This is a genomic window from Cupriavidus sp. PET2-C1 (genome assembly GCF_054515855.1).
On sequence record NZ_CM137259.1, the window covers coordinates 3,720,309 to 3,732,742 of the forward strand.

A 12,434-nucleotide genomic window follows, 5' to 3' on the forward strand; every position below is an offset into this window, starting at 1 on the left:
TTCGCTTGCCGTCTTTCGAGCGCCCATGAAAAAACCCGCCGGGCTTGCACCATCGGCGGGTTGGCAAGACTAGCGTCTTGCGGACCGGATACGCGGTATCCGGTCAGTGCGGCACGCCCTGCGTGCCTTGGCAATTCCCAGCGGTGGCCGTTGCCGGCACGCTTACGGACGGGTGCCCGTGGGGAAAGGCCATGCCGCAGCCGGGTTCAGCGCGGTCTTGGCAGCTGCAGCGGGTGCAACAGCAGGTGCAGCGGCAGGCTTGGCAGGCGCGGCCTTCTTGGCAGCAGCCTTCTTGGCCGGTGCCTTCTTGGCAGCAGGCGCCTTCTTGGCCGGAGCAGCCTTCTTGGCAGCAGCAGCCTTCTTGGCGGGCGCGGCCTTCTTGGCAGCCGGTGCAGCCTTCTTGGCCGGTGCGGCCTTCTTGGCGGCGACCTTCTTGGCCGGTGCGGCCTTCTTCGCTACGACCTTCTTGGCGGCAGCTTTCTTGGCCGGTGCGGCCTTCTTGGCTACAACCTTCTTGGCGGCAGCCTTCTTTGCCGGTGCGGCTGCCTTCTTGGCCGGCGCTGCCTTCTTCGCTACGACCTTCTTGGCGGCGACCTTCTTCACTGCGGCCTTCTTGGCCGGTGCAGCTTTCTTGGCCGGTGCTGCCTTCTTGGCGGCGACCTTCTTCACAGCGGCTTTCTTGGCCGGGGCGGCTGCCTTCTTGGCGGCCGGCTTGGCGGCGACCTTCTTAGCCGCCGGTTTCTTCTTTGCAGTCGTTGCCATGGATAACTCCTTCACTAGAGAGTGAATATCGAATGACCTAAGTTGGCGACCCGACCGACCCGAGGCGCGATACAGCGGTGCGACCCCAATCGAGCGAGCGATTCATCGGCGCACGGCGCGCGTTGTGGCCGCACGCTAATGAATTCGGTGGCAGGGGCACCGCGGCGCGCGGTGCGAATGTGGCCAAGCGGAGCCCGCAGCCGGGCTTCTGACGCTTGCCGCGCCCTGGAATTTTCGATCTGCCCGCGCCATCCGCCGGATCGGCGCGCGACATGAAAAGAGAGATATCGGCCGGCATTTCCGTGATGCGGGCTAGGCCACGCACACCACGTACGGCATTTTTTCGGGGGTAGTTCGCCCATCCCGTTACTGGGCCAAAGGAGACTGCACGCGTTTTAGAAAACCAGTACGGCTTGGTCTGCGTCAAAGTTCTAGTGCTCCTGAGCTACCTGTTTCATTGCATCGAAGTGGGTGGCGCTCATCGTTGCGCATCACGTCCAACCTCATCGTTGCATCTTGCTGTCTTGCCTGCCACGCAGGCCATGCAATGAAGTGAGACTCTTGTCAAGGCGAATCATAATTCGTTTGTTGGGCGATGTTAAGAAAAAAGTGCAAAAAAACTTGCGCGCGAGCATGACAACTTCATCGTCTTCATCGTTGCGCTGCGCTGACCTCGTCTTTGCTTGCGCGCGCTGCGCTCTCATCGCGTCTCTCGCACGCTCGCGACGCTGCTCGCGACCCTGGTCGATGCTGCTTCGACACAGCGTCGCGCGAGCGTGAAGACGTCGCTGGCGTGCTCCGGATTTTCAGCGCGCGCATCGCGCTCGGCACCTCTTCCATGCCCTTCGGCGATGCCAATTCCCGATCATTGTGTAAAGCCGGAAACCCGCATGCACAAAGGCTTTTGGGGAAGCAGAAAAGATCCGCGCGACAACCGTCGGCACGCGTTGCGCGAGCGCTGGGACGCGTGTTGCCCGGATGCGAGCGAGCGCTGCGATGACATCGGCAGCGCTATCGCGAAGACGCGCATCCGCAACGCGGCACGCGGCGCGGACCGTGCGCGTCGCCTCGACTCGGCACATACGCTCACGCGCAGCGCGCGCAGTGATGCGCCGACGCAACGGTTTGAGAATCGTCACCGCGACACGCGCTCTCCAACGATGCTCGAACGATGTCGATCGCCCTCTCGCGCTTGCATCTCGCACTTGCATCTCGCAGGCGTCGTCGACGCGTGAGATGCCCTTCCGAGTCTCGCATCGCTGGTGCTGTCACTGGTGATCTCGCCGGTGGTCTCACGGTGGTGTCGGCATGCGTGCGCCAGCGGATGACTTCGCGCGTCGGCAGGACGGCAGATCGCGTGGCGAGGCATCGGCTCGCGCACCATCCGAATGGACGACTGCCAACGGCAGCAGGCGCGCAAGTGCGCGCAAGAAACGAGAGCGTGGATGGCCGCACGCGCCGGCGCCCCTGCGGCGGCAAGCGCGGCATGGCGCCCCCACCTGAAACGCACCGCTAGAGGATTGCTTCGAGTGCCGGGCAGCGGACAATTTGCTGCATGACAGAATCCGCCAGCTTCCAGACGCCAGGCCGGTCTGCGGCGGTTGCCGCGAAGGCTTTGGTGCGTACGCAAAGGCGGGCTGGCGATTGCAGCGCGAGCCCATCGCCAGTAGATTGGCGTACGCGCGCCGACGGGCTGGCCTTGTGCTGGCATCATGGCGCGCACCAACTCGAAGAGGAGATCCCGATGCACTTTACTGCCCCCCGCTCCGTCGCACGCGCCGCCGCCGTCGCGGCACGCACCGCCGTGCTCGCCGGCGCGCTGCTGGGTAGCGCCGCTGCGCTGGCCCAGGCCACCCCCGCCGGCTCATGGAAGACCATCGACGACGCCACCGGCAAGCCGCGCGGCCTGGTGGAGATCAGCGAACAGAACGGCGTCTACAGCGGCAAGCTGGTCAAGAGCTTCACCGAGAACGACGGCAAGACCAAGGTGTGCGACAAGTGCACCGACGCACGCCGCGACCAGCCCATCATGGGGATGACCATCATCACCGGCCTGCGCAAGACCGGCGACAACGAGTGGAGCGGCGGCGAGATCCTCGACCCCGAAAGCGGCAAGCTCTACAAGACCAAGATGTCGCTGGCGGATGACGGCAAGAAGCTCAACGTGCGCGGCTACATCGGCATCAGCCTGCTGGGCCGCACCCAGACCTGGGAGCGCGAACGCTAGCCTGCCACGACCGGCGATGCCGGTGCCACCGACGGCACCGGCATCGCCGCCAGCTTGGCCGCGCGCATCGCCGCCGCGCCACCTCCGCCGCACCCATCCCCGCCCGCCCCCGCCCGCCCCACCGATGCCGCCCGCGCTCCCTTGCGCGGCATGCGGCCCGTTGCCTGCCATGCGCTGCCCGCATGACGACATGCGCAGAATTCGTTTTCGGCCCGGCGGCGCTGCTCCTACCATCGGACTACCTGCCGTGCGCCGATTGATCCCCGACCGCACCGGGCGGCGCTGCCACGCCGACCCGGCATCGACGCGGTGCGCGCACCGGGCCCGCCAACCCAGGAGGATGTCATGCACGCAAGCGCCCACCCAGAAGCGCCATCGAAGCCACCAGGCGTCAGCGGCGCGCAACGCCGCCGCGCCATCGTCGCCACCGTGATCGGCAACGGTCTCGAGTGGTTCGATTTCACCGTCTACAGCTTCTTCGCCGTCATCATCGCGAAGCTCTTCTTTCCCACCGGCAATGACCTGTCGTCGTTGCTGCTCGCGGTTGCCACGTTTGGCGTGGGATTCTTCATGCGCCCGGTCGGCGGCATCATCCTCGGGGTATACGCCGACCGCGTGGGCCGCAAGGCGGCGCTGTCGCTGACCATCCTGCTGATGGCGCTGGGCACCACCATGATCGGCCTGGCGCCCACCTATGATCAGATCGGTGTCTTCGCACCGCTGCTGATCGTGGTGGCACGGCTGCTGCAGGGCTTCTCCGCCGGCGGCGAGATGGGCGGCGCCACCGCCTTCCTGACCGAGTACGCACCGGTGGAGCGCCGCGCCTACTACTCCAGCTGGATCCAGGCGAGCATCGGCGTGGCTGTGCTGCTGGGCGCCGCGGCCGGTACCTTCGTCACCTCCGCGCTGAGCACCGAGGCGCTCAATAGCTGGGGCTGGCGCCTGCCATTCCTGCTCGGCATCGTGATCGGGCCAGTGGGCTACTACATCCGCCATCACCTCGACGAGACGCCGGCCTTCCGCGATGCCACCGACAAGTCGGACTCGCCGCTGACCGAAGTGCTGCGCGACTACCCGCGCCAGACCGCGGCCAGCTTCTCGATGGTGATCCTGTGGACGGTCTGCACCTACGTGCTGCTGTTCTACATGCCGACGTACTCGGTCAAAGTGCTCCATGTGCCGCAGTCGACTGGCTTCATCGCCGGCATGGTGGGCGGCGTGGCGATCATGGTGTGTTCGCCGCTGGTCGGGCTGCTGGCCGATCGCATCGGGCGCCGCGTGCTGCTATCGAGTTCGGCGCTGCTGATCCTGCTGCTGGCTTACCCGATGTTCGCCTACATCAACCAGGCCCCGGGGCTGGCTTCGCTGGTGGTCTTCCAGCTGGTGTTCGGTGTCCTGATCGCCACCTACACCGGCCCGATCCTGGCGGCGTTCTCCGAGCTCTTCCCGGCCAAGGTGCTGTCGACCGGATTGTCGGTCGCCTACAACCTGGCGGTCACCATCTTCGGCGGCTTCGCGTCGTTCATCATCACCTGGCTGATCGCCAGCACGGGCAGCACCATGGCGCCTGCGTTCTACGTGATGTTCGCCGCCGCCATCAGCCTGGCCGGCACGCGCCTGGTGCGCGAGCCAGCCTACCTGCGCCCGGCGCGGGCTATCCAAGCCGCTCAACCCGTCTAATCACCGTCCCGCGCATGAAACAGATCCTACTCAAAGGCGGCAACGTCCTCGACCCTGCCCACGGCAGCCTCCTGCCGCGCCACGATGTGCTGATCGAGGGCGAACGCATCGCCGACGTATCGGCCACGCCGATCCACGCGCCCGCCGCGCACGTGATCGACCTCGCCGGCAAGACCGTGATGCCCGGGCTGATCGACTGCCACGTGCACGTGCTGGCGTCTCTGGCCAACCTCGGCCTGAATGTGGTGCAGCCTAATGTACTGGTGGCGTTGCGCGCCGTGCCGATCATGAAGGCCATGCTCGAGCGCGGCTTCACCACCGTGCGCGATGCGGGCGGCGCCGACTGGGGCTTGTCGCAGGCCATCGAGACCGGCCTGGTGCCGGGCCCGCGCATCTTCCCGTCCGGCAAGGCGCTGTCGCAAACCGGCGGGCACGGCGACTTCCGCCCGCGCGCCGATGTGCTGGAGCCATGCTCGTGCGCCTTCCGTGCCGGCGCCATCGCCCGTGTGGCCGATGGCGTGGATGCGGTGCGCCTGGCGGTGCGCGAAGAGATCCAGAAGGGCGCCACGCAGATCAAGATCATGGCATCCGGCGGCGTGGCGTCGCCCACCGACCCGATCGGCAACACGCAATACAGTGAAGACGAGATCCGCGCCATCGTGGCCGAGGCCGAGGCGGCCCAGACGTACGTGATGGCGCACGCCTATACCGGCCGCGCCATCGCGCGCGCGGTGCGCTGTGGCGTGCGCACCATCGAGCACGGCAACCTGGTCGACCGCGCAGCCGCGCGCGTGATGCGCGAGCATGGCGCGTTCGTGGTGCCTACCCTGGTCACTTACGAAGCGCTCGCGCGCGACGGCGCGCGCCTGGGCTTGCCGGCGGAATCGGTGGCCAAGATCGAAACCGTGCGCCAGGCCGGGCGCGACTCCCTCGCCATCTATGCGGAAGCCGGCGTGCCGATGGGCTTTGGCTCCGACCTGCTGGGCGAGATGCACCAGGACCAGTCGGATGAATTCCGCATCCGCGCGGCGCTGCTCGGCAACCTGGAGGCGATCCGCAGCGCCACCTCGATCGCCGCCGCGATCCTGCAGCGCGAAGGCGAGCTCGGCACCGTGCGCGCCGGCGCGCTGGCCGACCTGATCGCGGTCGATGGCAACCCGCTGGCGGACATCAGTGTGCTGTGCGGCCAGGGCGAACACCTGGCGCTGGTGATGCAGGCAGGACGGCTGCATCGCCAGCCCGCCTGAACGAAGCCAGCGGCCGGGCCAAAGCCCCGCGCTACGACGACGGCTGCCGCTCCCTCTCCCCTCACGGGGAGAGGGAAGCCAACCTGGCGCTGGCGACCAGCCTCTCGCCATCACCGCGGACTATCATGGCGGCTATACCGTTCCACTCGCCGCCATGCGTATCTCCCCCCTTCCGCCCCTGCCTTGCCTGGTCGCCTTCGAGTCGGCCATGCGGCATGGCAGCTTCACCCGCGCCGCCAGCGAACTTCACCTGACGCAAAGCGCCATCAGCCGCCAGGTGGCGCAGCTCGAACACTTCCTTGGCAAGAAGCTCTTCATCCGCGAGCCGCGCGCACTGCGCCTGACCGTAAGCGGCCAGGCTTATGCCGAAGAGGTGCAGCGCCTGCTGTCGGCCTGCGCCGAAGCCACCGAAGATGTGATGAAGCGCAAGGGGCATGCCGAGCTGACGGTGGCCTGCTCCTGCGGCGTCGCGGTGCTCTGGCTCACGCCCAGGCTGGCAGCCTTTCGCACCGCGCACCCCGACATCCACCTGCGCCTGCTGGTCAACGACAGCCTGGCCTCGCTCTCGCCCGCCGAGTTCGACGTGGGCATGTATTACCTGCGCGAGGGGCCGCCGGCGGGACTGGCATCGCGCCGGCTTTACGACGAAGACGTGTTTCCCGTCTGCGCGCCGCACTACCTGGCCGGCCGCCGGCTGGAGCTGGCGGACCTCCCTGGCGAGACCTTGCTGATGCTGGAAGACGGGCAGCGCCAATGGATGTCATGGCAGACCTGGCTGGCGCACAACGGGCTGGCGGACGCGCGGCCAGCGCACAAGCTGGTGGCGAACCAGTATCCGATCCTGCTGCAGCTCGCCATCGAAGGCCAGGGCATCGCCCTGGGGTGGCGCCACATGATCGACCGCTGCCTGCAGGAAGGGCTGCTGGTGCGCGCCTGCGAGGCGAGCGCGAGCCTGGGCGGAGGCTATTACGCGGTGTGGCCGCAAGACCGCGCGGAGGCCGCGGCAGCGCGGACGTTCCGCAACTGGCTGGCACAGCAGAGCGCGGAAAGCCAGTAACGGGGGGCATGCGGATTCAGCGAATTGACAGGTTCGCTGGTTATGATCCGTCGCAGCACCTGAGGACCTAGCACCCGTGCACCCAAAACAGCCAATGGAGACAACCATGCGTATTCCCGCCACCAGCCGCGCGCTGGCCCTCGCCGTTCCCGCCCTGTTCGCCGCCGCCGGCTTCGCCATGCCCGCGCAGGCCGCCGATGCCTGGCCGGCCCATGTGATCAAGTTCGTCGTGCCGTTTACCGCCGGCGGCGCCAATGACCTGGTGGCGCGCGCCGCCGCCGACGCGGTTGGCAAGCGCCTGGGCCAGACCGTGATGATCGAGAACCGCCCGGGCGCTGGCGGCGTGGTGGGTGCGGACTACGTGGCCAAGGCCAAGCCGGATGGCTACACCTTCCTGATCGGCGCTGTCGGCACGGTCACCAACAGCCTGATCCGCGCCAAGATGCCCTACGCGGCCGACGACCTGGTGCCGGTCTCGCTGGTCGCGGTGAGCCCATCCGTGATCGTGGTCTCGCCGTCCCTGCCGGTGAACAACCTGAAGGAGCTGGTCGAGTATTCCAAGAAGCAGGCTTCGGGCGCCAACTTCGCCACCGCCGGCAGTGGCAGCACGCCGCACTTTGTCGAAGAAATGCTCAAGGAGAAAGGCGCGGTGCTGACCGTGGTGCCTTATAAGAGCGGCTCGGAGAGCATCACCGCGGTGATCGGCAACCAGGTCACGGCTACCTCCGAGGCCAGCGTGGTGGTGCTGCCCAACATCAAGGCCGGCAAGCTCAAGGCGCTGGGCGCGACCTGGGACAAGCGCATGAGCGCGGCGCCGAACATCGCGACCACTGCCGAGCAAGGCATGCCGGACGTGCGCATCGGCCACTGGGCCGGCGTGTTCGCACCCAAGGGCACCGACCCCGCCATCCTCAAGAAGATGAACGCCGAAATGAGCGCCGCCATGCAGACACAGGAAACGCGCGACCGGCTGATTCCCAACGGCATCGAACCCGCCGGCGGCTCGCAGGAGAGCTTCATTGCCTTCATCAAGTCGGAGCGCGAGCGCCTTGGCCGTCTCGCAAAAAACGCCAACATGACGGCGGAATAAGAAATATTTTCAGCCGTCCCTTACAACAAGGACGGTGAATGTCTGTATCGGGCCCGTTACGTACGGGCCCGTTTCATTTTATAAATGTGTTTTATGCGCATCTTTACATAGGTCATGTGCGCAATTGAATCCACGAACATCAATTCATGTTTCTAAATTAGAACATTAGACACGGCAACATATTGTCTGTGATCAAAAGACAACGTGAATTGCAACGCAAATCATTCGCATTTATATTCCGGCTCGCCCAACCATCATTGCCTTCCGCCGTTGGCCGAACCGATCCAGACGCGCACCTTCTCGCCGCTGCCGGCCGGCTCGTACCCGCGGCCGCACCGGAACCGAGAAACGACATGAATCGCCGCACGCCGATCGCGACTGCCCTGCTCGCGCTGTTCGCCACGCCCGTTGCCACCCTGGCCCAGACGGCCGCCACCGTCTCCGCGGCGCAGCCTACGACGTTGCATGAAGTGGTGGTGCAAGGCAGCAGCGCCAACGACGACTACAGCGCGGTGAAGAGCTCGATCAGCAAGCTGCCCGCGGAACTGCGCGACATTCCGCAATCCGTCACGGTGGTCAACAAAGCGCTGATCGACGCGCAGGGCGGCACCTCGCTGGCGGATGCGCTGCGCAATGTCCCGGGCATCACCATCGGTGGCGCCGAGGGTGGCCAGATCGGCAACAACATCAACCTCAACGGTTTCTCCGCGCGTACCGACATCTACCTGGATGGCTTCCGTGATCGCGGCCAGTACTATCGCGACGTCTTCGCGCTGGATTCGGTGGAAGTGCTGATGGGTCCCTCGTCGATGCTGTTCGGGCGTGGATCCACCGGGGGCGTGATCAACCAGGTCACCAAGAAACCGTCGCTGAAGGCCGCCACCGAAGTCACCGGCTCGGTCACCACCAACGGCCTGGTGCGCGCCACCGCGGACTACAACACGCCCACCGGCGAGACCTCGGCCTTTCGCATCGCGGCGATGGCCCAGGACGGCTCGGCTAGCACGCGCGACCAGACCAAGGTGAAGGACTTCGGCCTGGCGCCGTCGTGGCGCCTGGGCATCGGCACCCCCACCGAGATCACGCTGTCGGCGCTGCTGCAGCATAACGAGGACCAGCCCGACTACGGCCTGCCGGCCATCAACGGGCACCCGGTCAACGTCGACCGCAAGACGGCCTATGGCTTCAACGACGACCGCACCATCCAGGATGTGGCCTCGCTGGGCGCCACCGTTGATCACAAGTTCTCGCCCAACCTGCGCCTGCGCAACCAGACCCAGTTCAACTACGTCAACACCAACGCGCGCGAAACCGCGCCGAACGCCGTCGGCACGGTCAGGGGCGGCACCTTCGCCCCGCTGACCACCACCACGCTGCCGCTCGATGCGCTGTTCGTGCGCCAGCAAAGCCATGACCGCCATATCCGCGACTACTCGATCTTCAACCAGACCGAGCTGACCGCCAAGTTCGACACCGGCCCGGTCAAGCACACCGTGCTGGTGGGTGCCGAGATCGGCCACGATGGCTATGACAACCAGAACTACTACCGCAACGGCACCTGCAACGGCGTGCCGCTGAACGCTCCGGCAAGCGCCACCGCGGCCGCTGGCACCAGCGGCTACGCGGCGTGCGAGCCGGTCGTCAACCCGACCTACAGCAACTCGCCGGCCACCGCGCCGAGCGTGACCGGCAACCGCCAGGGCGCGGCGGCCAACACGCTGGCGGCCTACATCAACGACTCGGTGGAATTCAGCAAGCAATGGAAGCTGGTGGGCGGGCTGCGCTACGACAAGTACATTGCCAGCATCACCAATTCCGTCAACTCGTCCAACACGCTGGGCAGCACTGTGCTGCCCAGCGCCAACCAGACCGTCAACTTCACCAGCGTGCGCGTGGGCGGCATCTGGCAGCCGACCGAGGCGCAGTCCTACTACCTGTCGTACGGCACGTCGTTCAACCCGTCGCTGGAGCAGCTGGTGGGCACCGTGGGCCAGCAGAACCTGGACCCGGAAAAGAACAAGTCCTATGAAGTGGGCGGCAAGTGGGACCTGCTGGGCGGCGACCTGTCGCTGAATTCGGCGCTGTTCCAGATCACCAAGGACAACGCCCGCAGCCAGATCGACGCCACCACGTACTCGCTGGCCGGCAAGATCCGCGTGCGCGGCTTCCGCGCCGGCGCGACCGGCCGCATCACCAGCAAGTGGCAGGTCTTTGCGGGCTACACCTATCTGGACGGCGAGATCGTCAACGGCATCGCCGCTGGCACCCAGGGCATGGTCCCGACCAATACGCCCAAGCACACCGCGACGGCATGGACCAGCTACCGCGTGCTGCAGGACTGGGAAGTGGGCGGCGGCGCCTTCTATATGTCGCAGCGCTTCGCCAACAACACCAACACCGTGCAGGTCGGTGGCTACGTGCGCTGGGATGGCATGATTGCCTACCATCAGCCGAAGTACGACGTGCGCCTGAACCTGTTCAACGTGTTCGACAAGAAGTACTACGACGCGCTGATCCAGTCGGACGGCGGCCGCTCGGTGCCCGGCACCGGCCGCACCGCGATGCTGTCCTTCATCTATCGCATGTAAGCTGAGGTAAAGTGGCGTGATGCCTTGTCACGCCACGCGGCAGGGCCGGAAACCTCCCGCGCGCTGCCGCCGAACCCTGTCGAGATCGTCATGCTTGTCTGCATTCCCAAGGTCCTCAACGCGGAGCAGCTTGCCGTGCTGCGCCAGCATCTCGACCAGGCCGGCACGGCCTGGGTGGATGGCCGCGTATCGGCTGGCTACTCCGGCGCGCCGGTCAAGTTCAACCAGCAGATCGACGAGCGCGCCGAAGTGGCACAGCAGTGCCAGCACCTGATCCTTGGCATGCTCGAGCGCAATCCGCTGTTCATCAGCGCGGCGCTGCCCAATATCGTCTACCCGCCGATGTTCAACCGCTACAGCGAGGGCATGACCTTCGGCGCCCACGTGGACGGCGGCGTGCGCATTCATCCGCACAATGGCCGCAAGCTGCGCACCGACATCTCGGCCACGCTGTTCCTCAGCGACCCCGCCAGCTATGATGGCGGCGAGCTGCAGGTGGAAGACACCTATGGCACCCACAGCGTCAAGCTGGAAGCCGGCGACATGGTGATCTATCCCGCCACCAGCCTGCACCAGGTCACGCCGATCACGCGCGGCACGCGCGTGGCGAGCTTCTTCTGGATCCAGAGCCTGGTGCGCGACGACGCGCAGCGCGCGCTGCTGTTCGACCTCGACAACGCCATCCAGAAACTCAACCAGACCGGCGCCGACGATGGTGCGCGGCGCTCGCTGGTGGGTTGCTACCACAATCTGCTGCGGCAGTGGACTGAAACCTGAGCGCCGGCGCGCGGTAGCGCGCACCGGCGCCATGCGCTATGCAAACTGCTCCGCCAGCGCCGACCTGACCTTCCCGACCAGCTCCGCCTCTCCGGCCCGTGCCGGCAGCAGGAAAAACTCCGCCGTGGGCAAGGCCGGCAGCTTGAGCCTGGCCAGCGTAGCCGCATCGATCCGCGCCACGCCCGGCCCGATCGCCGACTCGTTCAGGCACGAGATGCCAAGCCCGGCAGCCAGCGCCAGATGCAGGCCAGCCACGCCCGACGCGGAATGGGCGATCACGTGGTCCAGGCGCCGTCTGCGCAGCGTCTGCACCACGTACTGATGCAGCGAGCAGGTATCGGGCAGCAGCACCAGCGGCAGCGGGCCGCTCACGCGCTCCGCCTCGCCTGGCGCCGCGACCCAGGCCAGCGCCTCGCGGCGCAGCACGGTGCCGCGCGCGCCCTTGGCGCCAGCCTGCGGGCTTCCTCCCTTGCCCGGCAACCGCATCGACAAGCCGATATCGAAATCATCGGTGTGCATTCCCGCATCGATGACGCTGCTTTTCGTCACCTGTACGTGCAGCCGCAGGTAGGGATAGCGCTCGCGCAGCGCGCGCAGCATGCCGGCGATCTCGCCCGGCCGGAAGTAGTCCGTCACCGCGAGCCGCAACTCGCCATCCAGCGTGTGGCCGCGCAGGTCTTGCAGCGCCAGTTCGGACAGCGCGAGGATGCGCCGCGCATGCTCGAGCAAGCGCGTGCCGGCGGGTGTCGGCGCCGCGCCCTGCTTGCCGCGCGTGAGCAGCGGCACGCCGGCGCGCTCCTCCAGCTTGCGCAGTTGCTCGCTGACCGAGGACTGCGACAGGAACAGCCGAGGCGCCGCGGCGGACAGGCTGCCGGCGTCCGCCACGGTCACGAACGTGCGTAGCTGGTCGAGTTCAAGTGCGCGCATGGCGGGCTCCCGTCTTGTTTCGGCATGGGTTTATTTCGGCGTGGGTTAATTTCGGTATTAACGATGGATAGTATCGCAA

At 66.4% G+C, this 12,434-nt stretch carries 11 protein-coding genes; 8 read left to right on the forward strand and 3 right to left on the reverse strand.

What is annotated here, in order from left to right; genetic code table 11:
* Positions 1 to 162 precede the first annotated feature (162 nt).
* On the reverse strand, positions 163 to 762 hold the full coding sequence (locus tag ACX12D_RS16780; RefSeq protein WP_183032596.1) for a histone H1-like DNA-binding protein: 600 nt from the start codon (positions 760 to 762) through the stop codon (positions 163 to 165).
* An 890-nt stretch (positions 763 to 1,652) separates the two neighbouring features.
* Between ACX12D_RS16780 and ACX12D_RS16785 the strand changes: the two genes are divergently transcribed.
* Together ACX12D_RS16785 and ACX12D_RS16790 are read left to right on the forward strand one after the other, a co-directional pair.
* Positions 1,653 to 1,997 carry a hypothetical protein gene (locus tag ACX12D_RS16785; RefSeq protein ID WP_459371998.1) on the forward strand — a complete coding sequence of 115 codons (345 nt, stop codon included), beginning with the start codon at positions 1,653 to 1,655 and terminating at the stop codon, positions 1,995 to 1,997.
* Positions 1,998 to 2,506: 509 nt separating this feature from the next.
* Positions 2,507 to 2,989: a DUF2147 domain-containing protein gene (locus tag ACX12D_RS16790; RefSeq protein ID WP_459371999.1), complete on the forward strand. Its 483-nt coding sequence runs from the start codon at positions 2,507 to 2,509 to the stop codon at positions 2,987 to 2,989.
* On the opposite strand, the gene ACX12D_RS16795 is transcribed toward ACX12D_RS16790, so the two are convergent.
* Positions 2,986 to 3,141 (reverse strand): hypothetical protein, encoded by a 156-nt coding sequence (locus ACX12D_RS16795; RefSeq protein WP_459372000.1) that lies wholly within the window; start codon positions 3,139 to 3,141, stop codon positions 2,986 to 2,988. The genes ACX12D_RS16790 and ACX12D_RS16795 overlap by 4 nt on opposite strands.
* Before the next feature lie 193 nt (positions 3,142 to 3,334).
* Here ACX12D_RS16795 and ACX12D_RS16800 point away from each other — a divergent pair, with 193 nt between their 5' ends.
* The 6 genes from ACX12D_RS16800 to ACX12D_RS16825 all read left to right on the forward strand — a co-directional run bounded on the left by ACX12D_RS16800 (position 3,335) and on the right by ACX12D_RS16825 (position 11,428).
* Positions 3,335 to 4,669, forward strand: coding sequence for an MFS transporter (locus ACX12D_RS16800; RefSeq protein ID WP_459372001.1), 1,335 nt, complete (start codon positions 3,335 to 3,337; stop codon positions 4,667 to 4,669).
* 14 nt (positions 4,670 to 4,683) lie between these two features.
* The gene (locus ACX12D_RS16805; RefSeq protein WP_459372002.1) at positions 4,684 to 5,916 is read left to right on the forward strand and encodes a metal-dependent hydrolase family protein; all 1,233 of its coding nucleotides are present in this window, start codon (positions 4,684 to 4,686) and stop codon (positions 5,914 to 5,916) included.
* Positions 5,917 to 6,070: 154 nt separating this feature from the next.
* Positions 6,071 to 6,973 carry a LysR substrate-binding domain-containing protein gene (locus ACX12D_RS16810; RefSeq protein ID WP_459372003.1) on the forward strand — a complete coding sequence of 301 codons (903 nt, stop codon included), beginning with the start codon at positions 6,071 to 6,073 and terminating at the stop codon, positions 6,971 to 6,973.
* Positions 6,974 to 7,079: 106 nt separating this feature from the next.
* Positions 7,080 to 8,063 (forward strand): Bug family tripartite tricarboxylate transporter substrate binding protein, encoded by a 984-nt coding sequence (locus tag ACX12D_RS16815; protein WP_459372004.1) that lies wholly within the window; start codon positions 7,080 to 7,082, stop codon positions 8,061 to 8,063.
* A 353-nt stretch (positions 8,064 to 8,416) separates the two neighbouring features.
* The gene (locus ACX12D_RS16820; RefSeq protein ID WP_459372005.1) at positions 8,417 to 10,651 is read left to right on the forward strand and encodes a TonB-dependent receptor; all 2,235 of its coding nucleotides are present in this window, start codon (positions 8,417 to 8,419) and stop codon (positions 10,649 to 10,651) included.
* 90 nt (positions 10,652 to 10,741) lie between these two features.
* A complete protein-coding gene (locus tag ACX12D_RS16825; protein ID WP_150986891.1) occupies positions 10,742 to 11,428 on the forward strand; it encodes a Fe2+-dependent dioxygenase in 687 nt (228 codons plus the stop codon).
* A 36-nt stretch (positions 11,429 to 11,464) separates the two neighbouring features.
* Here ACX12D_RS16825 and ACX12D_RS16830 read toward each other — a convergent pair whose 3' ends face one another.
* The gene (locus ACX12D_RS16830) at positions 11,465 to 12,355 is read right to left on the reverse strand and encodes a LysR family transcriptional regulator (RefSeq protein ID WP_459372007.1); all 891 of its coding nucleotides are present in this window, start codon (positions 12,353 to 12,355) and stop codon (positions 11,465 to 11,467) included.
* Positions 12,356 to 12,434: the final 79 nt, after the last annotated feature.